This window comes from Bacillus sp. H1a (assembly GCF_000633475.1).
Lineage (GTDB): Bacteria > Bacillota > Bacilli > Bacillales > Bacillaceae_G > Bacillus_A > Bacillus_A paramycoides.
In genome coordinates, this window is record NZ_AYMH01000034.1 from 32,771 (window position 1) to 56,750 (window position 23,980).

The window sequence follows — 23,980 nt, forward strand, 5'->3', positions numbered from 1 at the left end:
TTATATTAATATGTGTAAAAAAATTAAATTTATGTAATAAAATAGAAAAGGTGATAGTGTGATTCAAATTAGTTTGAAAGAACTTGAAGAAGTAGTAGATGGTGAAGGGCTACATGAGTTGTTTTATAAATTAGTTGCAGTGGGAGTGTCAATTGATTCTAAAAAAACTCAAGAGGAAAATTTGTTTGTACCAATTATACGTGTAAAAGATGGGCATGATTACGTACAAGAGGCAATGAGGAATGGAGCAGTTGCGTGCTTATGGAAAAAATCTCACGGTGATCCACCAAAAGGAATACCGATTATATTTGTAGATGACACGCTATTCGCGCTACAACAATTAGCACGATTTTACCGAAATGAACTTAATGTGAAAGTAATCGGAATTACTGGTAGTAATGGAAAGACAACAGTAAAAGATATAATAGGGACGATTTTAAGTACAACCTATAACGTACATAAAACGAAAGGTAATTTAAATAGTCAAATTGGATTGCCGTTAACGATTTTAGAAATGAAACGAGATACGGAGTTTTTAATACTAGAAATGGGAATGAGTGAAGAAGGGCAAATTCGAAAGTTATCAAATATAGCGCAGCCGGATGTAGCGATAATTACAATGATTGGACAGTCTCACTTAGAAACGCTTGGATCGAGAGAAGGAATTGCGAATGCTAAATTAGAAATTATAGACGGATTCAAAGAAAAATGTTTATTTTTATATAATGGTGATGAGCCATTACTTTCTCAAAATAATAAAATGCTAGGTATAGAATATAAGTCATTTGGTGAAAAGGATACCAATGATCTTTATCCTACGAATGTACGATTAAATGAATATGGTAGTCATTTCAAATTAAATGAATCAAAAAAAGTACAGTATGACGTCTCTTTGCATGGGAAGCATAATATATTAAATGCAATCATCGGAATAGCTATAGGTCAATTTTATAATGTGCCCACAGAGAAAATAAAGCGGGCGTTAAGACAAATAAACATTACAGACATGCGCTTTCAATTTTTATCTGCAAAATCAGGCTTTACGATTATTAATGATGCATGGAATGCGAGTCCATCTTCAATGACAGCAGCAATTGAAACATTAGAGAAGTTAAATACTTATGAGAAAAAAATCATTGTAATTGGGGATATGTTGGAGTTAGGAAATGAAGCTGAGGTATATCATAGAGAAATCGGAAGAATGTTAAGTCCAGAGAAAATTCAATACGTTTTTACGTATGGTAAGCTTTCAATGATGATAGCGGAAGAAGCAAAGAAGAACTATCCTAAAAATCAAGTGCAATCATTTCAAAATAAAGATGAAATAGCAGCGAAGATTTTAGAAATAATAAATGAAAAGGATATTGTATTATTGAAAGGCTCTCGGGGAATGGCTTTAGAGGAGATTGTGCAAAGATGGATGTGAAAAATCAGAACATATTGAAAAAAAGGCTTGCGTTTTATAAAGCGAAGAGATAGAATACTCTGTAAATATAAAAAGTGATGATCAGGAAAAGTACATGATGCAAGGGTCTACAGAGAGCAATCGGTTGCTGGGAAGATTGCGATACCGCATGATGGAAAGACACCTGTGAGTGTTGCTTTGAACGTGATAATTAGTAAAAGCAAACGGTACCTACCGTTATCAGGACTAAGATGGTCAGTATGACAATTTGGGTGGTACCGCGGAAAAAATCCGTCCCTATTTATAGGGGCGGATTTTTGTATTCTTTTAAAGGGGGTGAGTGACCATGGATGATGACGATGACAACAATAATGTAAATAAACATAAAACTATTGGAGGGAAATATAATGGATCAAATAATGAAGCGTTCACTCACGCGAGAATGTACAGAGCGTAGCGGGAAGGTTGTATTACTACAAGGATGGGCAAAAAAGATTCGTCATTTAGGGAATGTTAGTTTTTTATTATTAAGGGACCGTACGGGAGTTATTCAATGTGTATTAGGAAACGAGTTAGCTGGATATAAAGTAGATGTTGAAAGTGTCGTTCAAGTTGTTGGTGAAATAGTAGAGACAACGAAAACAGAATTAGGCGTTGAACTACTTGCACATGAAATAAAAGTATTAAATGGTGCAGAATCACTTCCATTTGAAATAAATAAAAAGAAGCTACAAGTCGGCTTAGATCAACTGTTGAATGAGCGGGTATTATCATTAAGACATGAACGAATCGCGGCGATTTTTAAAGTGAAATCTACACTCGTTCAAAGCTTTAGTGAATTTCTAGTAGAGAACGATTTCACACGTATATTTACTCCGAAAATTGTCTCACAAGGGGCAGAAGGAGGAGCAAATGTTTTCAAGCTTCCATACTTCCAAAAAGAAGCTTATTTAGCACAATCACCACAGTTCTATAAGCAAATGATGGTAGCAGGAGGCTTAGAACGTGTTTTTGAAATTGCTCCTGTGTACCGGGCTGAACATCATAACTCTTCACGACATTTAAATGAATATATATCGTTAGACGTAGAGGTTGGATTTATTCATGATTTTCATGAAGTGATGCAATTAGAGACAGATGTGTTACGATACATGTTTCAACAAGTAGGAGAAACATGTGAGAAAGAACTACAACTATTACAAATAACAGTACCTGTCATTGCAGAAATTCCTAAAATCACATTATCAGAAGCACAAGAAATTTTAAAAATGAAGTATCGAAAAGAATCCCCTGTAGGGGATTTAGATACAGAAGGTGAAAAGTTACTAGGGAAATATGTAAAGGAAACATATAATAGTGAATTTGTTTTCATTACACATTATCCGAAAGAAGCGAGACCAATGTATACGATGCCGAATAAAGAGAATCCATCTATTACTGATTCATTTGACTTACTATATAAAGGATTAGAAATAACATCAGGGGCACAGAGAATTCATCATTATGATATGTTACTTGCTTCTTTTAAAGAAAAAGGATTGCATCCAGAGCAATTCCAATCTTATTTAAATACGTTTCGATACGGATGTCCACCGCATGGCGGATTCGGAATTGGATTAGAGAGAGTTGTGTATAAATTTTTAGAATTAACAAACGTACGAGAGGCGAGCGCTTTTCCGAGAGATTGTACGCGCCTTACACCATAAAAAAGAATCTTCGCGATAATCGCGAAGATTTTTTTTACTGTTCTTTCATTTTTACATTTTGTTTGAAGAGGGAAAAATATTTTCTCTTTCTTTCTCTTTTGCCTTTCGATAATACACTTAATAAAAGTGAGTTATCGATATGAACCATTTCATTTTTTAGTGCAATTTGCATTCCGGATAACATCATGTATACAGCTAAAATAACGATAGTGAAAAATAAAACGGGACCGAATGCTACCCAAGGTAAAACATTTAAAAACTGATGATTGTGACCAAGTAAAACAAGTGTACCAGCAACGTTAAATGAAATGGTTTGAAATAGTGCTAAATGCAGTAATAAAACTAAAGTTTGCAGCATTTGTTGATTAATCCAAATGAAAATTTTTGGCGTAAGAAAGGGTTTTAAATGGATCTTACAAATGTGAAAAACCCCACCTCCTAATGTTTTAGAACTTGTCACAAATTCATTTTGTAGTAATAAACGAATTTCATTACTGAAAAGTTGTACTAAATTAGGTACACTAATAAAAATCAAAACTGAAATCATATAAGAAAGCCAAAGGTGTTCTTCATCTGGAGATACAAACATTACAGGTGATAATAAAAAAATTGCTAATAAGGTAGTAGGGATGTATTGGAATGTTTCAAATAGAATATCCAAAAAGCGTACGTATCGATAAAAGTATGCATGAAGAACACCGAATATAAGTGAAAAGACGATCCGGAAAAGACTAATAATCACTGCATAAAATATTGGCGTTTTTGCATCATAAAGAGTCCAGATTAAAACGTCATTCCCCTCTTTATCAACACCGAGAGGATGAGAAAAAGAGGGCGGTGCTGGAGCAGTACTAACTAGTTTATCGTCAATGTATTGAAAAGCAGGAACAGGTTGGATTTTTCCTGAGTCCATTTTTTCTTTAGTAATATAACTTGCAACAATAATAATTACTAAAATAAAAAGACCGATTAAAAATCGTATATTAAAAACTACCTTTTTAAACATGTAAATCCCTTCTTCTTGGTAAAATACGTTTTAATAGTTCAAAGGAGAGATAAAATGGAATCGTTAAAAGTAAAATGCTGATTGTAACAATTTCCGGTGTTTGATGCATAATTAAAAATTTAAACAATCCATATGAGTTAAATAAATACTCAAGTACAATCATATTGGAAATCATAAATAAAAAAATAGATTTAGCATTATAAAAAATAGATAATAGAGCGTTGATGAGTACGTGTTTATATAAAATGTAAAACGGTTTTAATCCTTTTGCGACTGCAACATTAACATAATCCTTTTGTAGCTCATCTTTATAATTTAGTAGACTGATTTTGTATAAGAAAATAATCGGCAAAATGCTTAATGTTAATATGGGTAACAAATATGTTTTTTCTTGCATTGTAGAAAAAGGTACCGTAACGAGAAAATTTGTATTTTTATAAATCCAAATGACAAATAGCTGTACACAAACGACGAAAAATAAGTCTGGCAACGCCTCTAGTACGTGCAAAATTTTAAGAATAATAGTTTGAATGTGTTTTGGAAAGTAAAATGTAAGAATTGTAAAAGTAGTAGAGAGGAGTACGGCAATAAGAAAAGCGCAAATCATAATAATTAATGTATGGTTATATGATTCTAGTAAGTATGGAAATAGGTCTCGATCCGGTGATTGAATCCCTGCATTGCTGATTTTGTAAGTAATTGTTGTAGGGTGAAATAAAGAAGAGATTACATTTAATATCGAATCTAAATAGTTACTCAAATTAAATTGTAAAGTTGGTGTTGGTTGCATTGCTAGTGAATTTGATGAATTTGGAGATTTACCAAAAAACAATTGTGGCAAAGAACAAATCGCAATAATACCAAAGATGATGAAAAATGAGCGGATAATAAAAAAACATCCATTCTTTAAATATGACATAATGTATTTTCTCCTTACAATTTATATTTGTAAATATTTTCTATGAGAATTTATAAAAATCCTTTTCGACAAAAAAGTAATATATATCTTGACAGTAACAAATATAAACGATATACTTCATATTAATTTCAAAAGAAAATATATTCTAAATATTAAAATGTGTTGAATAGGAGTAGTAAGGTCATGTATTTGTGCAGAGAGCTATGGGTTGGTGCGACATAGTCAAATGACATCCTGAACTCGCCTAGGAGCAGTAAGGTGGAACGGAATCACATTCTTAGTAAATCTTAACGGTTAACCTTCGATATTAGGTTTGTAATCAAACGATTACTACTAAGGTGGATTCATAATGGAATCAATAAGGGTGGTACCGCGTTAAGTAAATGGCTTAGCGTCTCTTTATATAAAGAGATGCTAGGCCATTTTTTATTATATAGAGGAAGAAATGGAGGGTTTATTTGGATTGATATATTAAATTTAATTATTTATATAAAAAGATTTAATTAGGAGGAAAATGGGATGAAACAGACGGAGCAATGGACTTCGAAATTAGGTTTTATAATGGCAGCAGCAGGATCAGCAATTGGACTTGGCGCAATATGGAAGTTTCCTTATATCGCTGGGAAGAGCGGGGGAGGAGCATTCTTTTTAATTTTTATATTATTTACTGTATTAATTGGACTACCGCTACTTATAGCTGAATTTATGATTGGACGCAGTACACAGAAACAAGCAGTTGGAGCATTTAAAAGTATTGCACCAAATACAGGATGGCACTGGATTGGACGTCTTGGCGTTGGAACTTGTTTTATATTACTTTCGTTTTATAGTGTTGTAGGTGGCTGGGTATTAATCTATTTATTCAGGGGAGTAACAGGACAGCTTATTACTCCGGGACAAAATTACAGTACATTATTCACTGAAACAATTGGAAATCCAATTTGGGCTATCCTTGGTCATTTTGCTTTTATGTTTATTACGATATGGGTTGTATCAAAAGGTGTACAAAATGGGATTGAAAAAGCAAGTAAATACATGTTACCAGCGTTGTTCGTTTTATTTGTAGCTCTTATTATTCGTTCATTAACACTTGATGATGCAATGAAAGGTGTGAAGTTTTTCTTACAACCAGATTTCTCAAAGATTACTTCAGAAAGTATTTTGTTCGCAATGGGACAATCATTCTTTGCGATTAGTATAGGGATTTCGATTATGGTTACGTATAGTTCGTATTTAAATAAAAAAGAAAGTTTACCAAAATCGGCAATAACAATTGTTGGATTGAATTTATTCGTTTCTTTATTTGCAGGACTTGCTATTTTCCCAGCAGTATTTTCATTAGGAATGGAGCCAACAGAAGGACCTGGATTACTATTTATCGTATTACCATCTGTATTTAGTCAAATTCCATTCGGTGGAGTATTCTTAACAGTATTTCTTGCGCTGTTTACATTTGCGACATTAACATCGGCATTTTCTCTACTAGAAACGGTCGTTTCAGCATTAGCAAATGGTGAGCAAGAAAGAAGAAATAAACTATCATGGATCATCGGTTTCTGCATTTTTCTAGTAGGTATACCATCCGCGTTATCATTTGGAGTATGGAGTGATATTACGATTTTTGGTAAGAATATTTTTGATGCAGTAGACTTCTTATCAAGTAATATATTAATGCCACTTGGAGCATTGTTTATCAGTATTTTCGTATCGTTTAAAATGGAGAAAAAGGTATTAGAAGCAGAATTTTACGTAGGTGGAAATTATGGAAAGAAAGTATTTACTTGTTGGGTATTTTTACTTCGATTTGTAGCTCCCCTTGCGATAGTCATCGTATTTTTAAATGTAATAGGGATTATTTAAGTTAAAATGTTATAATATTCAGTGAAAAAGGGGGCGAGGATGAAATTATAATATGATTTTGCTGCAAAAGGAAAATTAATAAATATTAGAGGGAAAAAACTATATGTCGAAACACATGGATCTCCTGAAAATAAACCGATTTTATACTTACACGGGGGACCGGGTGAAAGCTGTTATGATTTTTCATTTCATCAAGTGGAACGATTAAAAGATTCATTGTATTTAATTACGTTAGATCAAAGAGGAGTTTGTCGTTCAGAAGTAATTACTGAAGAAGAACCTTTTAGATTAAGTGATTTAATTGAAGACTGTGAGGAACTAAGAAAAGTATTACAAATTGAAAAATGGTCTGTAATTGGGCATTCTTTCGGTGGCTTTTTAGCGTTGTTATATGCGGTGACGTATCCAAATTCAATAGCGAAAATAATATTTGAAGGGCCGACTTTCGATTTTGCTCTAACAAGTAGAGCTTTGTTACAAAAGACAGGAGCTTTATTAATAAAGTATGGAAAAGAAGAACATGCAAAAGAGTGCCTTGATTTAGCAGCTAGTAATGCTAGTTCAGAAAAGTTGTTAGAAGCTTATATAAGATTAAGTGGTGAGCTAGCGGAAAATAGAATGGAAATTTACAGTTATAAGGAAGATAAAACAGACGATAGTTTATATAGTAACGAAGAGTGGGAAGAATTTTCTAGTCGTTCGCAGATCCATTTTGTAAGATTAAAAGAAGAGGGAGAAATTTATAAGTCATTGTTATCAAAACTAAAAGAGGTAAAGAGTTCAATGCTTTTACTCGTAGGGCAACATGATGCAGTAACTTGTGAAAAACAAATTCTAACATTTAATCAAGATACTCAAAATGGTACGTATATCGTGTTTGAAGAGAGTGGTCATACACCACATTATGAGGAAGCAGACCGATTCGCTGAAACAGTCATTCATTTTTTGAAATAAAAAAAGAAAGGGTGCTTCTAATAATGAGAAGCACCCTTTTTAAATTTCTGGATAAGTGATTGTAATGTTAGGCCATTTGCTTTGCCAATTCTTTTTAATAACTCTTTTCTTGTACATATGTATACGTTCTTTCGTTTCAAGAAAATGAGGTGTGGGTTTCACTTGTAACGAAAGTACATCTTCTATTCCGCAAGGAGATGTTAATATGACATTGTTTTTCTCGTCTAATGTAACCCCAAGAGCAGTTGCTGTTTCAGGAAATTTAGAAATAGCATCAACAGAAGAAGAGTAAGGTAGCATTTTATTCACTACATGCATGCGAGCTTGATTTTTTACTGACCAAGGGATAGTGGCATCCATATTTGTCAGCTTCATTTCTAATAATTTTTCATATGCCTCATCTTTCTGCATTGAATCATAATAAATAACATCAACGTCTGGTGTAGCCGTTCGTACTTCGTAGTTATGTAAAGTATCCCAAATTTTAGAACGAACAAATCCGGCGCAAACCCACCAATCAGGTAGTTGTAGTGATTTTGCCATTTGTAATACGTTCATCATCCACGGATCATTTTGTATGAAATGGATAATATCTTGCTCGGTTTTTATAGTCATTGATAAATTCCCCTCTATTTATAGAGTTAGTGGATTAATGCATTAGTTCAATAATCCATAAAATCCAGTAAGCACCTGGTACAAATAAAAATTGTGCTAATAAGGTGCCGAGAAGTCTAGAAATCATTAGCCAACCATACATTTTACTCATTGCCTCAGCACCGTCCTCTGATTGAAGAGCGCGCTCTGTTAAAAGGGCGATACGTGGATCGAGTAATACTGTTAATAAAATAGTAGCAAAACCATTCACGAGACCAGATGCTGTACTTGCATTTGTTGCGTAATCTGGATTTAAAAAAGAAGCGTAAAGAGCTGAAAGGACACCCGCTGTATAAATTGCAGTTGCGAACATGTTAATAAGCATAATACGCTTTGGGATACCACCGATCCTTAGTCGATGAATCATTTCTAACTTTGGAAAGCGTACATATTTTTTTGTGCGCTTTAATTTTTGAATGTTATTTGTTTTCATCATTCGTATGAAAGAACTGTCTGTTTCAAAGTTTTGAATGACATATCCAAATAGCTTTGTCAAAGTTGGATAGAGTATAATTGCCAACAATGTACCGATAGAGGCAGATAATAGAACGAGCCGTATAATATGCTCTAAATTAATAGAAGAATCTAGTTTTGCTTCATCGACAATACCACCAATTAAAAAGGCTTGTAGTAAGTTAGATGTTCTTGAAATAAGCAGTACCATTCCTACGACAGATAAGGCAACGGCAATCTTTTTTAAACGTACACCAGCTAATCGAATACTATAAGAGCTTGTTTCAACTGCGTGGATAACAATTGTGAAAGCCATAATAAAAATTAACGTAATTGACATGTGTTTCACCAGTTTCTATGAAATTAATTGTAACTTTTTCACTTTATCATATCTTTTGTATTTTTGTAACTGAAAGTATGAGGAATAGAAAAAGTAATTTTCTGAAAAAAATAAAAATGGTATTATGGAAAGGATGTGATCTGTTTAATAGAGGGGGAGCTTTTCTATGTATACATATTATAGTAATCGTGCGAGTGAATATGAAGCGGTGTACAATCGGAATGATCCAGTAAGGCAAGCGGAACAAAAGATGCTTGAACAAAAATTAAAAGATATATGTATAGGAAGAAAAGTTCTTGAAGTTGCTTGCGGAACAGGGTATTGGACGAAGTATGTAACAGATGTAGCTGCACATATAACAGCGATTGATTATTCTGATGAAGTACTAGCGATAGCAAAGGAGAAAGAGCTTTCTAAGGAAAAGGTTACCTTTCAGAAAGGTGACGCCTTTAAACTAGAACAAATGAAAGACATCTTTCAAGGGGCATATGCAAACTTTTGGTTTTCACACATTAAAAAAGAAGAGATTACTATTTTTTTAATACAGTTTCATCATGTATTAGAAAAAGGAGCGATAGTTTGTTTTGCAGATAATTTGTATAACGAAGGAATTGGTGGAGAGCTTATTCGTAAAGATGGAGATGTAAATACATATAAAATTCGTATACTCTCGACTGGTGAGAGGTATGAGATTATTAAAAACTATTATACGCAAGAAGAATTGCAATCTATTCTTGAACCATTTGCATTAGATTTAAATTTTCATATAGGTGAGTGTTTTTGGTGGGTTACATATAAAGTAAAGTAAGTGGAGGAATGAAACATGTATAAAATATTTCTATTTGATTTAGATGGAACATTAACGGATCCGAAAGAAGGGATAATAAACTCTGTTCTATATGCGTTAGAAAAGATGGGGATTGAAGAAGTAAATATAAGTGAGTTAGATTCATTTATTGGTCCACCGATTCAACAATCGTTTGCAGAAAGATATAATATGAGTGAAATAGAAGTTGAGGAAGCTGTCGTTTATTTCCGGGAATATTTAAAGAAAAGCGGTCTATTAGAAAATAAAATATATGATGGGATTCCGACTCTATTGCAAGAATTAAAAGATGCAGGTAATCGTTTGTATGTAGCAACTTCAAAGCCTACTATATTTGCAAAGCAAGTAATAGAGCACTTTCAGTTAACATCATTTTTTGAAGAGATTGTTGGGAGCAATTTAGATGGGACAAGAATAAAAAAGGAAGAAATAATTGCTCATATATTACAAACAAATGAAGAACTCAAAAAAGAAGAAATTGTAATGATTGGAGATAGAAAGCACGATATAATAGGGGCTAATAATAATGGAATCGCTTCTATTGGTGTATTGTACGGTTATGGAAGTGAGAAAGAACTGAGTGAAGCTAGGGCGACTTATATAGTGAAAGATGTCGAAGAGTTGCAAAGCTTTTATTTAGAGAAAAGTATGGTAAACCTATAAAAAGAGAAACTAACAATCCCTTTATAACGTATGACGATGAAATCGTTTTTGTTTAAAGGGATTTTTCGTATGTAATCGAATAGTTATAATTAGACATTTTTAGCATGAAAAATTTGTTATAAAAAGAGGAGGAATGTCATGAAATAAAAGGATACGAGATGTTAGCAGAAGTTTATTATCAAAAGATTGAATCTTCAGTTTAAAAGGAGGGGTATAATTGGAGCTAGTTATTATTTTATTAGCACTTAGTTTACTCATGTTTGTAGCATATAGAGGATTTTCTGTAATATTATTCGCACCGATTTTTGCATTATTTGCGGTATTTTTGACAGAGCCTAGTTATGTATTACCTTTCTTTTCTAATATTTTTATGGAGAAAATGGTAGGGTTTATTAAACTATATTTTCCTGTTTTCTTGCTTGGAGCCATTTTTGGTAAAGTAGTAGAAATGTCAGGTATTGCTGATTCTATTGCAAAGACAATTATAGAGTTAGTTGGGGAAAAGCGTACAATTTTAGCCATTGTTTTAATGGGGGCTATTTTAACATATAGCGGTGTAAGTGTTTATGTAGTTGTATTCGCTGTATATCCGTTTGCAGCAAAATTGTTTCGACAAGCTGATATCCCAAAACGGTTAATCCCCGGTACAATCGTTCTTGGAGCAGTAACTTTTACAATGGATGCACTACCTGGATCACCACAAATTCAAAATGTAATACCTACAACCTTTTTTAAAACTGATATTTATGCAGCTCCGATACTTGGTATTGTAGGAGCAATCTTTGTTCTCACGTTAGGTTTACTATATTTAGAGAGTAGGCGAAAGAAGGCAAAAGCTGCAGGAGAAGGATACTTCGGCTTTAACGATGGAAACTCTGAAATGGCAGCATCTTTGCAATTAGAACAAAAAGATATGCCGATACTAAGTGGTATTGAAATCACAAGAGTACAGCAAGTAATTGCGTTTATACCACTTATTTTAGTAGGTGTAATGAATAAGGTTTTCACAATCATGATACCAAAGTGGTATCCAAATGGTTTTGATTTCTCAGCTATTGGTATGAAAGCATTTGGAAAAGTTGAATTAAGTGCGGTAGTTGGAATTTGGTCTGTAGAATTGGCACTTATTATAGGAATTTTATCAACGCTTTTATTATATTGGAAACGAGTAGTAACTGGATTCCAAGCTGGATTGAATACAAGTATTGGGGGGGCACTACTTGCAACAATGAATACAGGAGCTGAGTTTGGGTTTGGTGGTGTTATTGCAGCACTTCCAGGATTTGCGATTATGAGAGATAGCATCTCTGCAACGTTCACGAATCCATTAGTAAATGGAGCAGTAACAACTAATATTTTGGCTGGGATTACTGGGTCAGCATCAGGAGGAATGGGAATAGTTTTAAGTGCGATGGGAGATAAATTTATTGCTGCAGCAACGCAATATAACATTCCGTTAGAAGTTATGCATCGCATTGTTTCAATGGCATCAGGTGGAATGGATACATTACCACATAATGGGGCAATTATTACTATTCTAACGGTAACAGGATTAACACATAAGCAGTCATATAAAGACATATTTGCTATTACAATTTTGAAAACGGTTGCTGTATTTTTAGTCATCGTGTTCTATACTTTAACAGGAATCTATTAATAAATAGTTAATAGATGAAAAGAAAAGATTTATCAGATTGATAGTTTATATAATAAAATATTTATTAGAAATAGAAGGGGTGGAGTACTTGCAAGAAGTTGCTGAATTTCGTATGCCGAAGTCTGTATTATATGGGAGAAATTCGCTTGAAAAACTAGGGGAGCAATCAAAGAAGTTAGGGAAAAGGGCTTTTATAGTTAGTGATACAATTATGGAGAAGTTAGGGTATGTTGAAAGATGTGTGAAGCAATTAAATGCGAAAGGGATCACAGTTATTACGTATAATAAAGTGAACGCTGAGCCTACAAATTTACACGTATTAGAAGCGTTATCTATTTGTAAAGAAGAAAAATGTGATTTTATTATCGGTATTGGCGGGGGAAGTTGTATTGATGCTGCGAAAGCAGTAGCAGTGTTATACACAAATGGTGGAGAAATTGAAGAATATGTCCAAAAGGATATCGAAATAAAAAATGATCCATTACCTCTTATTGCAATCCCAACAACTTCTGGTACTGGATCGGAAGTAACGAGTGTAGCTGTAATTACGAATAAAAAAACGGATGTGAAAATGATGATAAAGCATCCGAGCTTTACCCCGCAATTGGCGATAATAGACCCTATTTTGACAAGTTCAGTACCACCTCATATTACTGCAGCAACAGGAATAGATGCATTATGCCATGCGATTGAAGCTTATATTTCTAAAGTTTCACAACCACTAACAGATGTTCTCGCGCTTTCAGCTATTGAAAGTATAATGAAATATTTACGTTTTGCAAATGAGGATGGGGATAATATGGAAGCAAGAGAAGCACTGATGATTGCTTCATTGCAAGCTGGAATTGCTTTTTCAAATGCTTCTGTTACATTAGTCCATGGTATGTCTCGTCCTGTAGGAGCATTATTCCATGTGCCACATGGAATATCGAATGCAATACTATTACCTACAGTTCTAGAGTTTACAAAAATGAATGCAGTAAAAAGGTTAGCTGAAGTAGGACGTAGCTTAAACAAAGATTTGTATTCGTATTCTGATGAAGAAGTCGCGAACTACACGATTGCTGAAATTAAGAAACTTTGCTTTGATCTTCGAATTCCTAATTTAAGAGAATACGGAATTGATGAAGGTGAATTTGAAAATGCTATTTCTAAAATGGCGAAAGATGCTATTGCAAGTGGTAGTCCAAGTAACAATCCACGAGTTCCATCTTATGATGAAATAAAAGAGCTATATCGAAAATGCTTTGATTATCAATATAAGATAACCAAAAATGCTGTTTTCTGAATATTCTATAATTATTTCCGCGGAAATGAAAAAGAATTACTATAAATGTAATAGGTATAATTGGAGGAAGGTTATTATTTTTATAGGATTTAAACGTGATTAATTATGTATAAATTATATGATAAATCACGTTTTAAAATGTTTTTTTTTGAAGGAGGATATATGAAGTTAATAGGTCTTATTGGCGGAATGAGCTGGGAAACAACTACTGAGTATTACAAAATGATAAATGAAGAAATAAAAATGAGATTAGGTGGATTACATTCAGCAAAATGTCTTCTTTACAGCGTTGACTTTGAAGAAATTGAACGATATCAATCTGAAGGAGATTGGGATAAAGCGGGAGAGGTATTAGGAAATGCAGCATCTTCTTTGGAGAAGGGTGGCGCTGCTTTTATAATAATTTGTACAAACACGATGCATAAAGTTATTAAGCATATAAAAAATAGAATCAGTATTCCAATATTACATATTGCTGATGCAACAGCGAAGGAAATAAAACAACATAGAATTCAATCAGTTGGTCTACTTGGGACAAAATACACGATGGAGCAGGATTTCTATAAATTACGTATAGAAGAAAATGATATAAAAGTAATTGTACCAAACGAAGAGGATAGAGAGAGAGTAAATAAAATAATATATAACGAATTATGCCTAGGAAAAATAACCCCACAATCAAGGGAGTATTTTAAAAATGTAATGGAAGATTTGGCGCAAAGAGGAGCAAAAGGCATTATATTAGGGTGTACAGAAATAGGACTATTAGTAAAACAGGAAGATGCATTAGTTCCTTTATTTGACACAGCCCGCATACATGCAGTTGAAGCTGTGAATATGTCTTTAGAAGATGAAGATAATTTTATTATGTAAACAATGACCGTGTAAGTGGAAAACATTCAGAAAATATTTTATAATGTAAGTGGTTACATTTAAGGGGGAATGCGGATGTTCTCAGTTCAACCAATCGCATTTGTACATAATGAAAGAAAGGAAATAGTAGATGATGAGTGGGGAGAAATAAGATCACTTATTACTTTAGGTGATTCGTATACAGAGGAAAGTATACAAGGGATCGAAGATTTTTCTCATATTGAAGTTATTTTCTATTTTCATAAAGTAACAGATGAACAAATTCAGTATTCTGCTAGACACCCTAGAAATAATAGTAATTTTCCAAAGGTAGGGATTTTTGCACAACGTGGAAAAAATCGTCCGAATCGAATAGGAGCGACAATTGTTAAAGTGATAAGAAGAGATGGAAAAACAATTGTTGTTGAAGGATTAGACGCAATCGATGGCACACCTATTTTGGATATAAAGCCTGTTATGAAAGAGTTTATACCGAGAGAAGAAATAAAACAGCCCGAATGGGCAACAGATATTATGAAGCAGTATTGGAAGGGGAATGGAGTAAAATGAGAGTATATGAAGCAACAATTGCAGATTTAGATGGACTAGCATCTGTTTTTAATAACTATCGCGTATTTTATCGACAAGATTCCGATATTGAAGGAGCAAAAGCATTTTTACAAAATCGAATTGAGCGAAAAGAATCAGTCATTTTTGTAGCGGTAGAAGACGGGGAATATATAGGTTTCACACAATTATATCCATCATTCTCATCTATTTCGATGAAAGAATTATGGATATTAAATGACTTATTTGTACAAGCGAAGAAACGCGGGGCAGGAACGGGTAAAAAGTTGCTGGAAGCTGCTAAAACATTCGCATTAGAAAATGGTGCAAAAGGTTTAAAACTACAAACAGAAATTGATAATTTATCAGCACAGCGATTATATGCTGAAAATGGATATTTGAGAGATAATCGTTATTTCCATTATGAATTAACTTTTTAAACTAATCTATAAAAGCTCGGCCTACTCTTTTCGTAGGCTGAGCTTTTATTATTTTTCATACCTTTTGGCATTTAGGAAAAGAATAGTCAAAAGGAGAAAGTTATGAGGAAGAATTTAACTTGTCTTATCGTTGATTTAATATCCAATTCGTAGCATCTTCAAAGTTTTCTGCAATGTAATTCGGCTCAATATGTGCCCATTTATCTCGGTACGTATGTAAGGCGTCATATCCAGCGCCAGTTTGAACTAATATTGTCGTTGCATTTACTTTTGCACCAGCAACAATATCAGTCCAGCGATCACCAATTATAGCGCATTTTGTTAAATTAAGCCCATGTTTTTCCGCTGCTTGCAGGAGCATGCCTGTGCTTGGTTTGCGGCATTCACATCCTTCACCATGTTTATGAGGACAAAGGTAAATATCATCAAAACCAAACTCTATTAACTCTTTCGTAAAATCATTTACAGTCGCTTTTCCATCTGCGATACCCGGTTGATTCGTAAAAGAGAAAAGTTTTATATTTTGAGCCTTTAATTTTTGTAAAGATTCCTTCGTAAAAGGAAATAATGTGAAAGAGCCTGGATAATGTATTGTAGTATCACCTCCAATTGTTCCGTCACGATCAATGAAAATTGCTTCGATGTTTTTCATAGTTACAGCCCTTTCTATGTGTATGTAGTTTAAAAATGTTTTACAAATCGATATCCATTTACTTCATATCCTAATTTTTTATAAAAAGGATGAGCTTCTAATCTATTTGTACCACTAACTAGCCACGTCCCAATGCAATTATGCTTCTTTGCTAATTGTTCTGCATAATCCATTAAAACTTGTCCGATACCTTTTCGGCGTATTGTAGAATCTACGCTAATAATTGAAATCTCGCCATAACGCGTTACATCCTCTAAGTTCTCGCGTATACGAAATCCTAGTAATCCGAAAATAGTATTGTCTTCTTCGTAAACATATAAAAAATCAAAAGGACTCATTCTCACAAATTGTAAACGATTTTTCATATCCTCATGTGATATAAAAGAGCCTTTTAACTCTTTTGTAAGAGAACATAATGTATCTATATCATTTATGACTGCTTCACGAATTTGAAATGACATATGATCAACTCCATTTAAATTAAAAACTTCAAACATTAAATATTCTGTTAAAATGTGTTTTTTCCTGCTACCGAAACAAATATTTTAGAAATGCTATAATACTATATTAAGAGGGATATGTTATCATTTTCCTTGATTGTATTGTAAATGGAAAGAAGGGAAATGTATGCTAGAAGTGAATATCCGCTCAGCCGGATATGAAATTGGTGAAAAGACAGTTCATGATATTGCATTTGCAATTGAAAAAGGAGAGTTAGTTGCTCTTATTGGCGCAAATGGCGCAGGAAAGAGTACGACAATTAAATCGATACTCGGTTTACTTGTCAATATGGATGGTGAAATCTCGTTTGGTGAAAAGAAAAATCCATATGCATATGTACCAGAGCATCCGACGTATTATGAATATTTAACTTTATGGGAGCATATTGAATTGTTAATGGCTGCACGTGGAAATGAAGTAGGAAGCTGGGAGGATAAGGCAAATGGATTATTACATACGTTCCGAATGGAAAAACATATACATGAATACATATCGAAGTTTTCAAAAGGTATGAAACAAAAATCGATGCTAATACTCGCGTTTTTAACGGAACCGGATTTTTATATTATTGATGAGCCTTTTATCGGTTTAGATCCAGTGGCAACTCGAGAGTTTTTAAACTATTTATATAAAGAAAAAGAGCGGGGCACAGGAATTTTACTTTGTACGCACGTACTAGATACAGCTGAACGAATTTGCGAAAGGTTTTTACTCATTTCACAAGGTACGTTAGTAGCAGATGGGCATTTAGAGGCGATACAATCGTTAGCAGAGATGCCAGGAAGCACACTGTTAGATTGTTTCGATGCAATTGTAAGGCGGGAGCAGCATGATTAAACAACAGTTTAATAAAAGGCTACGTCATGAATTGCAGAGAAAATGGAAGTCAATTCGTTCTGTAGCTGATTGGACAGTAGCGTTATATATTATTATTCCAGCACTTATATTTATGGGGATATATTATCGTTCACTTTGGATGAAGGAATTATCTATGGAAGAGACCGTTTATTTTGGATTAGGTTTACTCGCGTTTTACTTTGTTACATTTTCAAGAGGAGTTCGCTCATTTTTTGAGCAAGCAGATAGTTTATTTTTAATTTCGTACCCAAATCATATGCGAAGATTAATGAAGTTCGGCATGATATATACGTTTATTCGGATTGCAATAACGAACGTAATTGTAGTATTCATTATGCTACCGCTATTGATGAAGAGTATGGGAGCGACAATTATACAAATCGTACTATTTTGGATTTTCTTTACTGTTTTTCGATTTATGTTATCGTTGTTGATGAGATTCATAAATGTACGTGTAGGGAAACGATGGGTTTTATGGATTATAAAAAATGTTCTATTTTCTTTTGGATTAATTTTCGTTGGAATCAGTTTATTTTTCATTTATAAAAATCCACTGTTTTCCATACTCTTTATCGGTCTAGCAGCTTTACTTACTGTAGTCTTAGTAAAAGAAAAGATGAATTATAAAAATTACTTTTTTAAAGAAGTCGAGAAAGAAAAAGAAGAAAGTATGCGCTGGACGAGAGGGATTATGCAAGTTGGTGGACATGCGGCGAAACCGAGTAATTCGAATAAAAACCAGTGGATGTTCCCTCGTTCTAAAAAAATATTAGGAAAAAAAGCTGATTCACGCATTATTGAATCTTTTTTAAAAGAATTTTTGCGTACAAGTAGTGCTTTAATGTTTTATGTTCAAATTGTATTAATAAGTAGTGTAAGTATTATCGTGACTCCGAGGTGGATAACAGCTATTATTTTTGTATTTGCTTTACTTGCAATTGCTCACTATGCACGTGATTATTGGAATGAATTCACGAAGAAAATGTTCCTTCATTTATATTGTGACGAAGGAAAATTACTATTGTTAAGATGGAAGATAAATCGTTATTTATTACTTCCAGCGATAATTATATACGGGACAGTTATACTTTCTCAGTTTTATTTATTGCCAGCAGTAATCATTGGAGTTATTTTTATATTATTAATTGGATGGATTGTATTTTTACCGTAAAAAAGAGCCGAATAGGCTCTTTTTTAGTCTGTGATGCATTGGTAAATAAAGTATACTAGAACGAGAATACTTACGGCGGAGTACATGACATCTAAAGTCATCTGATCGCCTCCTCATTGTTGTTGTATATATAGTGTATGAAATCTTACAATGTCATATTCAAGTGAAAAATATGTGAACGTTAACAAATTTGTAAAGTGCAAAAATTACAATCATTTTGTATAATAGAAGAAACAACCGTTATATAAGATATAATGAGTGAAAGGGGAGGGAATATAAATGCCAAATTGGTTTAGAAAAACCTTAGTCGCATTAATTACCGTATTTACATTTGGTTTAGTGACGCCTCCTTCCATTTTGCTTGATAATGCAAAAGCGGACAAGCCTACTACAACTAGGCAACAAAATTTGGAGCAAACGTCCTATACATATGAAGAAACGAATGAAAGGTTAACCACCGATACTTTTGTTAACTATGCGATGCAAGAAGCTGAGAAGCAATCTATGCAAAAATTCGGCTCTAAAATTGGGCCTGTAATTGAAGATGAATTTAAAGATGTTGTATTACCTAAAATTGAAGAAGCAATCGCGGAACTTGCAAATGATGTGCCAGAAGAATCGTTACAATCATTAGCAATATCCCAAAGACCAGCTGGTGGAAATAATGAAAAGATTTTTCATGTATATGATACGAAAACAGGAAATGACTTACTGCGATTTCACGTGAGGAGAGATCATCCACCGCAAGATGGATATTATTTTAATTTCCACTATCATCGTTTTGATGATGGATACTCAGGACATCATGAACTAGGAAATATTTATTGGAATACGAATGTGCCGCCGAAATGGCTGTCTTAATGAAGAACAAGAGAAAATCTTGTTCTTTTTTTATGTTTATCCCGCTATTTGCGGGCAGTAGGACTCCTACCTCAAAATTCGGCGAATGCAAGGAAGTTAGGTGGGAGTCGGGCTGCCCGTAAAAGCCCGATTGGTGTGGGCTAATAATCAGTAGGGATGGACAAAACTCCACTGATTAAAGTTTCACTTTATGAAAGGTTAAGACAGCTAGGTTGTTGAATAAAATATGTTTAAGTAAAAAAGAAGTAAAGGGAGTATGGGGGATGCAAAAATACATTGTTTTTGACTTTGACGGCACATTAGTAGATTCACAAAATATATTTGTACCAATTTATAATCAACTTGCTGAAAAGCATGGATATAAGACAATTAGTGAGGAAGAAATTGAGCCTCTAAGAAAATTAACTATGTCAGAGAGATGTAAAAAATTAGATGTACCACTGTATAAACTTCCTATATTGGCGTTAGAGTTTTATAAATTATATCAACCTGCTATAAAAGATCTCGTTTTATTCCATGGGATGAAGGATGTGTTAGATGAATTATATAAAAAAGGTTATGGAATTGCGGTTATATCTTCGAATTCAGAAGAGCATATTAGGGCATTTTTACACAACAATGGTATAGAAACGATTCAAGAAGTGTATTGTTCTAAAAATTTGTTCGGCAAAGATAAAATGATAAAAAGGTTTTTAAAGTCGAAAAAGTTAGCAGAACAAGATATGTTATATGTCGGTGATGAACAGAGAGATGTAGCAGCATGTAAAAAGGCTGGTGTGAATGTAATTTGGGTTTCGTGGGGATATGACGTAATTGAAGCGGTAAAAGGAGATGCGCCTGATTATATGGTTAGTACGCCAGGAGAAATTGTGCAAGTAGTACAGGCAGCACATTCTTAATTTGGGGAAGTGAGGGAGTTATGAATAATCTTCGACCAGGTATTCATCATATTGAATTTTGGGTAGCAAATTTAGAGGAGTCTATTTCTTTTTATGACGTTTTGTTTTCGATAATTGGATGGAGAAAATTAAATGAAGTGGCATATAGCACAGGAGAAAGTGAAATATATTTTAAAGAAGTAGATGAGGAAATTGTAAGATCGTTAGGACCGAGACATATTTGTTATCAAGCTATTAATAGAGGAGTAGTTGATGACGTAGCAGAGTTTCTTGCTAGTACTAAGATGAAGCTTATACGTGGACCTATTGAAATGAATCATTATTCGGATGGTTACTATACGATCGATTTTTACGACCCGAATGGATTTATTGTAGAAGTTGCGTATACACCGAATGCAAAAATGTAATGAGAAACTTGACGTCTATTTTATAATAAAATAAGGGGGTGGACTGTTGAAAGTCAGGCAAGGAAAATATGAAGAAATAAAATTACGTGATAGAATTCCAGGAATGGTTGAATATATAGAGGACACAATGTTTCCAACTGATTTTCACTATTATATTCCACCGCACTGGCATAGAAGTATTGAAATTAGCCTTGTAGTATTTGGAGAAATTATTTTGTGTGTGAATGGGCAAAAAAAGAAAGTATCCGCTGGCGAATTTATTTTTGTAAATAGTGGAGATGTTCACGAATTTGAAAAAGTTGAAAATACAAGTTGTTCAGTAATGATGTTAATTATTTCTTATGAATTTCTAAAAGAGATAAATGAAGATTTTGATAAATGTAGATTTAATATAAAAGAATCAGTTGTTCAGAAAACGAACCTCCAACAAATATTTGATGAATTGAAGGAATTAGTCACAAATTATGATGACTTAAGTTATATAAAAATTAATAGTTTGATCTATGAAGTCGTTTATATTTTATTGCGGTACTGTAAAGATGTGGAGAATGTAGAAAATGATTTTCAACTTGGAAATAGACAAAAAGAGATGATTACATATATTTATGAACATTACGATGAAGAACTTAAACTGAAAGATGTAGCAAAACACTTTTTTGTAAGTGAAGAACATTTTTCTCGTATGTTCAAAAAATCCTTTGGATCAAATTTCACCTCTTTTTTAACAAGATACAGACTTTATAAAGCTTATAAGGATATTATTAGTAGTACAAATTCTATACAAGATATAGCAATAAAGCACGGATTTCCAAATGTAAAATCGTTTATTTCACAGTTTAAAGATAAATATGGATATACACCATTACAGTATAGGAAGAAAAGTATATCAAAAAATGACAATAATCGAATCAAATATGAACAACAATAAAAAAACGTTCCATGTTACATTGTGTACATGGAACGTTTTTAATTTAGTGATAGTAGATGAAGTAAGATTCAAAGGGGATTTATATAACCTTAAAAATGAAAGCGCTTAAAACAAGAGAGGATGAATACTGGATGACTAGAAAATATGACTTAGACCTTTTAGAAAAAATTCAAGAAAAACAAGAAACTATTAACGTGCAGGGGGTAAAAGTCTTAGTAAAAAACATACCAGATTGTGATGAAAAAGGGGCTATGGATCCACGTCTTTATAAGGACACAAAGGTTCAAATGAATGTAATGAGGTTTATGCCTAAAAATATGATGAAAATGGATGCTTCTGAAAAATCAGTAAAGAATATGCGAAAACAATTTAATGGTATTAAAAGTGTTCCTATTGTAACAAAAGACATTAATATTATGCATAAAACTGTTAAAGCTGAAGATGGATTTGATATTCCGATAAGAATTTATAACAGTAGTTCAAAACGAGAGAGTGCACCAATTTTATACTTCATTCATGGTGGCGGATTTATGGCAGGATCACCTGATGTGGTAGAAGAGCTTGTGAAATTGATAGTAGAGAAAACAGATATACTAGCCGTTTCTGTGGATTATCGATTAGCTCCGGAAAATCCTTTTCCAACTGGGCATACAGATTGTTACACTACTTTAAAGTGGATTTATGATAATGCTGAAACATTAGGCGGCGATAAAAATAATATCTTTGTTGCTGGTGATAGTGCAGGAGGTAACTTAACGCAGTATTGTACTACTAGAGATTTGGAAGATGGTAGAAATCTCGTTAAGGGGCAACTACTTCTATATCCTACAATTAATATGTGTGATTATGAAGATGAATTTTATTCTTGGAGTATAGACAAATATGAAATTGCTCCTAAGTATAAAAAAGGATTAGAAAAAATGCTTAACATTATGCATGCAATGGTTGGAGGTATGTCAGAAGTACTTGGTACGCAAGAAATTAATTCTAAGTATTTAAGTCCATATGTTGATGTATCCCCAGACTATCCAAGTACATTTATTACGGTAGGAGAGCATGACTTTTTAATGATTGAATGTTTAGCGTATGCAGCTAAATTAACAAAAAAAGGAGTTGATACTGAAACAGTTCTTTATCGAGGGTTGGGGCACGCTTATGGAGATAACGTAGGTGTCTATCCTCAAAGTGAGGATTTAGCAATTGAGATGGGGAATTTTATATTAAAGCATAGTGGAAAGTAGGAGGAATGATGAAAAATAAAAAAGTGATATTAATTTCCAGCTTCGCTATTTTACTATGTATTTTTGCATTTACAGACTTACAAATATCCAATAGTCTATATGAGCCAACTAATAAGATTGCTCTTTTTTTACAAGCTATAGGAGAAATTCCAGCGATGCTTATTGCCTTATTTTCTAGTATATATTTATTTAAAACTAGAAAGAATAAAGGTTCAAGAGGGTATTATCTATCTGGAGCTGGCTATGGAGTAATCACTCTTTTATTCGCTTTTATAGCGTCATTTATGCTAGTACACTATTTAACCATTTCAAAATTTTTAATTCCGATTTTTATGATTTGCTTTATTGTAGTTTGTTATATGATTTCTAAATCATGGAGTAAATACGATGATGCAAGATTGAGAGACATTGCATTAATTGGATTATTAAGTGTAGTTATTGTATTAATTATATTTAATCTAATAAAATTAGGATGGGGTAGAGAACGTTATCGTCATATGATTTCTATTGGATCGTTTGAAGGATTTTCAAAATGGTTTGTACCTCAAGGAATCGCCAAAAGTGATGAGTTTATGTCGTTCCCTTCAGGCCATAGTGCCAATGCAGCGTTAATTATTTGGTTTAGCCTGTTACCAGAATATTTCGCTTCATTAAAAAGAAAAAAATAGGTGTTTGGATTCTCATTCTTTTGTGGATGATAGTAGTGCCAATTAGTCGCATTATGGTAGGGGCTCATTTTGCCTCAGATGTTACAGTTGGAGTTGCAATTTCAGTAACGGTGTTTATGTGTTTGAAAAAAAATATTTGGAAGGATAAGAAAATAAAAAGCACCAATAATCATGAGATTCTTCCATATTCAGTAAATCGATAAT

General features: G+C 33.3%; 24 protein-coding genes, 1 pseudogene and 2 other annotated features. Of the genes and pseudogenes, 19 read left to right on the top strand and 6 right to left on the bottom strand.

Annotation, left to right across the window (positions count from 1 at the left end; genetic code table 11):
- Window positions 1-58 precede the first annotated feature (58 nt).
- Window positions 59-1,426 (top strand): UDP-N-acetylmuramoyl-tripeptide--D-alanyl-D-alanine ligase, encoded by a 1,368-nt coding sequence (murF, locus tag U860_RS0116070; protein ID WP_025149359.1) that lies wholly within the window; start codon window positions 59-61, stop codon window positions 1,424-1,426.
- Between the two features lie 68 nt (window positions 1,427-1,494).
- Window positions 1,495-1,707: a binding site (T-box leader), on the top strand.
- A 105-nt stretch (window positions 1,708-1,812) separates the two neighbouring features.
- On the top strand, window positions 1,813-3,111 hold the full coding sequence (gene aspS, locus U860_RS0116075) for an aspartate--tRNA(Asn) ligase (RefSeq protein ID WP_025149360.1): 1,299 nt from the start codon (window positions 1,813-1,815) through the stop codon (window positions 3,109-3,111).
- A 34-nt stretch (window positions 3,112-3,145) separates the two neighbouring features.
- On the opposite strand, the gene U860_RS0116080 is transcribed toward aspS, so the two are convergent.
- Together U860_RS0116080 and U860_RS0116085 are read right to left on the bottom strand one after the other, a co-directional pair.
- Window positions 3,146-4,117, bottom strand: a complete 972-nt coding sequence (locus U860_RS0116080; RefSeq protein WP_025149361.1) for a peptide ABC transporter permease — start codon at window positions 4,115-4,117, stop codon at window positions 3,146-3,148.
- Complete coding sequence (locus U860_RS0116085) at window positions 4,110-5,036, bottom strand: ABC transporter permease subunit (RefSeq protein WP_025149362.1); 927 nt, start codon at window positions 5,034-5,036, stop codon at window positions 4,110-4,112. The genes U860_RS0116080 and U860_RS0116085 overlap by 8 nt, the downstream gene beginning before the upstream one ends.
- 153 nt (window positions 5,037-5,189) lie before the next feature.
- Window positions 5,190-5,438, top strand: a binding site (T-box leader).
- Between the two features lie 117 nt (window positions 5,439-5,555).
- Between U860_RS0116085 and U860_RS0116090 the strand changes: the two genes are divergently transcribed.
- A complete protein-coding gene (locus tag U860_RS0116090; RefSeq protein WP_025149363.1) occupies window positions 5,556-6,896 on the top strand; it encodes a sodium-dependent transporter in 1,341 nt (446 codons plus the stop codon).
- A gap of 78 nt (window positions 6,897-6,974) precedes the next feature.
- Window positions 6,975-7,850, top strand: a complete 876-nt coding sequence (locus U860_RS0116095; protein ID WP_025149364.1) for an alpha/beta hydrolase — start codon at window positions 6,975-6,977, stop codon at window positions 7,848-7,850.
- 39 nt (window positions 7,851-7,889) lie between these two features.
- On the opposite strand, the gene U860_RS0116100 is transcribed toward U860_RS0116095, so the two are convergent.
- Together U860_RS0116100 and U860_RS0116105 are read right to left on the bottom strand one after the other, a co-directional pair.
- A complete protein-coding gene (locus tag U860_RS0116100) occupies window positions 7,890-8,465 on the bottom strand; it encodes a nucleotidyltransferase family protein (protein WP_025149365.1) in 576 nt (191 codons plus the stop codon).
- A 34-nt stretch (window positions 8,466-8,499) separates the two neighbouring features.
- Window positions 8,500-9,297 (bottom strand): lipid II flippase Amj family protein, encoded by a 798-nt coding sequence (locus U860_RS0116105; RefSeq protein ID WP_025149366.1) that lies wholly within the window; start codon window positions 9,295-9,297, stop codon window positions 8,500-8,502.
- Window positions 9,298-9,463: 166 nt separating this feature from the next.
- Between U860_RS0116105 and U860_RS0116110 the strand changes: the two genes are divergently transcribed.
- The 7 genes from U860_RS0116110 (at window position 9,464) to U860_RS0116140 (ending at window position 15,590) form a co-directional block, all read left to right on the top strand.
- Window positions 9,464-10,105 (top strand): class I SAM-dependent methyltransferase, encoded by a 642-nt coding sequence (locus tag U860_RS0116110; RefSeq protein WP_025149367.1) that lies wholly within the window; start codon window positions 9,464-9,466, stop codon window positions 10,103-10,105.
- Window positions 10,106-10,120: 15 nt separating this feature from the next.
- Window positions 10,121-10,786, top strand: a complete 666-nt coding sequence (locus U860_RS0116115) for an HAD family hydrolase (protein ID WP_025149368.1) — start codon at window positions 10,121-10,123, stop codon at window positions 10,784-10,786.
- Between the two features lie 217 nt (window positions 10,787-11,003).
- Window positions 11,004-12,443 carry a GntP family permease gene (locus tag U860_RS0116120; protein WP_025149369.1) on the top strand — a complete coding sequence of 480 codons (1,440 nt, stop codon included), beginning with the start codon at window positions 11,004-11,006 and terminating at the stop codon, window positions 12,441-12,443.
- A gap of 88 nt (window positions 12,444-12,531) precedes the next feature.
- Entirely contained in the window at window positions 12,532-13,731 is a 1,200-nt protein-coding gene (locus U860_RS0116125; protein WP_025149370.1) for an iron-containing alcohol dehydrogenase, read from the top strand.
- A 162-nt stretch (window positions 13,732-13,893) separates the two neighbouring features.
- The gene (locus U860_RS0116130; protein ID WP_025149371.1) at window positions 13,894-14,604 is read left to right on the top strand and encodes an aspartate/glutamate racemase family protein; all 711 of its coding nucleotides are present in this window, start codon (window positions 13,894-13,896) and stop codon (window positions 14,602-14,604) included.
- Between the two features lie 75 nt (window positions 14,605-14,679).
- Complete coding sequence (locus U860_RS0116135) at window positions 14,680-15,153, top strand: SAM-dependent methyltransferase (protein WP_025149372.1); 474 nt, start codon at window positions 14,680-14,682, stop codon at window positions 15,151-15,153.
- Window positions 15,150-15,590 (top strand): GNAT family N-acetyltransferase, encoded by a 441-nt coding sequence (locus tag U860_RS0116140; protein WP_025149373.1) that lies wholly within the window; start codon window positions 15,150-15,152, stop codon window positions 15,588-15,590. The genes U860_RS0116135 and U860_RS0116140 overlap by 4 nt, the downstream gene beginning before the upstream one ends.
- Before the next feature lie 124 nt (window positions 15,591-15,714).
- Here the strand turns inward: U860_RS0116140 and U860_RS0116145 are convergent, their stop codons facing one another.
- Both U860_RS0116145 and U860_RS0116150 read right to left on the bottom strand, forming a co-directional pair.
- Window positions 15,715-16,242 carry an HAD-IIIA family hydrolase gene (locus U860_RS0116145; protein WP_025149374.1) on the bottom strand — a complete coding sequence of 176 codons (528 nt, stop codon included), beginning with the start codon at window positions 16,240-16,242 and terminating at the stop codon, window positions 15,715-15,717.
- Window positions 16,243-16,271: 29 nt separating this feature from the next.
- Window positions 16,272-16,703, bottom strand: coding sequence for a GNAT family N-acetyltransferase (locus tag U860_RS0116150; protein WP_025149375.1), 432 nt, complete (start codon window positions 16,701-16,703; stop codon window positions 16,272-16,274).
- Window positions 16,704-16,869: 166 nt separating this feature from the next.
- On the opposite strand from U860_RS0116150, the gene U860_RS0116155 reads away from it, so the two are divergent.
- The 8 genes and pseudogenes from U860_RS0116155 to U860_RS31610 all read left to right on the top strand — a co-directional run bounded on the left by U860_RS0116155 (window position 16,870) and on the right by U860_RS31610 (window position 23,979).
- Window positions 16,870-17,580, top strand: a complete 711-nt coding sequence (locus U860_RS0116155) for an ABC transporter ATP-binding protein (RefSeq protein ID WP_025149376.1) — start codon at window positions 16,870-16,872, stop codon at window positions 17,578-17,580.
- A complete protein-coding gene (locus U860_RS0116160) occupies window positions 17,573-18,772 on the top strand; it encodes an ABC transporter permease (protein ID WP_025149377.1) in 1,200 nt (399 codons plus the stop codon). The genes U860_RS0116155 and U860_RS0116160 overlap by 8 nt, the downstream gene beginning before the upstream one ends.
- Before the next feature lie 279 nt (window positions 18,773-19,051).
- Window positions 19,052-19,633, top strand: coding sequence for a YpjP family protein (locus tag U860_RS0116165; RefSeq protein ID WP_002171756.1), 582 nt, complete (start codon window positions 19,052-19,054; stop codon window positions 19,631-19,633).
- Between the two features lie 263 nt (window positions 19,634-19,896).
- Window positions 19,897-20,532, top strand: coding sequence for an HAD family hydrolase (locus U860_RS0116170; RefSeq protein ID WP_025149378.1), 636 nt, complete (start codon window positions 19,897-19,899; stop codon window positions 20,530-20,532).
- Window positions 20,533-20,552: 20 nt separating this feature from the next.
- Complete coding sequence (locus U860_RS0116175) at window positions 20,553-20,939, top strand: VOC family protein (protein WP_025149379.1); 387 nt, start codon at window positions 20,553-20,555, stop codon at window positions 20,937-20,939.
- A gap of 46 nt (window positions 20,940-20,985) precedes the next feature.
- Window positions 20,986-21,867 (top strand): AraC family transcriptional regulator, encoded by an 882-nt coding sequence (locus U860_RS0116180; protein WP_025149380.1) that lies wholly within the window; start codon window positions 20,986-20,988, stop codon window positions 21,865-21,867.
- A gap of 131 nt (window positions 21,868-21,998) precedes the next feature.
- Complete coding sequence (locus U860_RS0116185; RefSeq protein WP_025149381.1) at window positions 21,999-23,108, top strand: alpha/beta hydrolase; 1,110 nt, start codon at window positions 21,999-22,001, stop codon at window positions 23,106-23,108.
- 8 nt (window positions 23,109-23,116) lie between these two features.
- A pseudogene (locus U860_RS31610) lies at window positions 23,117-23,979 on the top strand (phosphatase PAP2 family protein).
- Window position 23,980: the final 1 nt, after the last annotated feature.

Bases quoted from the DNA above. Each gene is read 5' to 3' on its own strand.
- aspS (WP_025149360.1), top strand. From the start codon at position 1,813: ATGGATCAAATAATGAAGCGTTCACTCACGCGAGAATGTACAGAGCGT.
- U860_RS0116080 (WP_025149361.1), bottom strand. From the start codon at position 4,117: ATGTTTAAAAAGGTAGTTTTTAATATACGATTTTTAATCGGTCTTTTT.
- U860_RS0116085 (WP_025149362.1), bottom strand. From the start codon at position 5,036: ATGTCATATTTAAAGAATGGATGTTTTTTTATTATCCGCTCATTTTTC.
- U860_RS0116090 (WP_025149363.1), top strand. From the start codon at position 5,556: ATGAAACAGACGGAGCAATGGACTTCGAAATTAGGTTTTATAATGGCA.
- U860_RS0116100 (WP_025149365.1), bottom strand. From the start codon at position 8,465: ATGACTATAAAAACCGAGCAAGATATTATCCATTTCATACAAAATGAT.
- U860_RS0116105 (WP_025149366.1), bottom strand. From the start codon at position 9,297: ATGTCAATTACGTTAATTTTTATTATGGCTTTCACAATTGTTATCCAC.
- U860_RS0116110 (WP_025149367.1), top strand. From the start codon at position 9,464: ATGTATACATATTATAGTAATCGTGCGAGTGAATATGAAGCGGTGTAC.
- U860_RS0116115 (WP_025149368.1), top strand. From the start codon at position 10,121: ATGTATAAAATATTTCTATTTGATTTAGATGGAACATTAACGGATCCG.
- U860_RS0116130 (WP_025149371.1), top strand. From the start codon at position 13,894: ATGAAGTTAATAGGTCTTATTGGCGGAATGAGCTGGGAAACAACTACT.
- U860_RS0116135 (WP_025149372.1), top strand. From the start codon at position 14,680: ATGTTCTCAGTTCAACCAATCGCATTTGTACATAATGAAAGAAAGGAA.
- U860_RS0116140 (WP_025149373.1), top strand. From the start codon at position 15,150: ATGAGAGTATATGAAGCAACAATTGCAGATTTAGATGGACTAGCATCT.
- U860_RS0116145 (WP_025149374.1), bottom strand. From the start codon at position 16,242: ATGAAAAACATCGAAGCAATTTTCATTGATCGTGACGGAACAATTGGA.
- U860_RS0116150 (WP_025149375.1), bottom strand. From the start codon at position 16,703: ATGTCATTTCAAATTCGTGAAGCAGTCATAAATGATATAGATACATTA.
- U860_RS0116155 (WP_025149376.1), top strand. From the start codon at position 16,870: ATGCTAGAAGTGAATATCCGCTCAGCCGGATATGAAATTGGTGAAAAG.
- U860_RS0116160 (WP_025149377.1), top strand. From the start codon at position 17,573: ATGATTAAACAACAGTTTAATAAAAGGCTACGTCATGAATTGCAGAGA.
- U860_RS0116165 (WP_002171756.1), top strand. From the start codon at position 19,052: ATGCCAAATTGGTTTAGAAAAACCTTAGTCGCATTAATTACCGTATTT.
- U860_RS0116170 (WP_025149378.1), top strand. From the start codon at position 19,897: ATGCAAAAATACATTGTTTTTGACTTTGACGGCACATTAGTAGATTCA.
- U860_RS0116175 (WP_025149379.1), top strand. From the start codon at position 20,553: ATGAATAATCTTCGACCAGGTATTCATCATATTGAATTTTGGGTAGCA.
- U860_RS0116185 (WP_025149381.1), top strand. From the start codon at position 21,999: ATGACTAGAAAATATGACTTAGACCTTTTAGAAAAAATTCAAGAAAAA.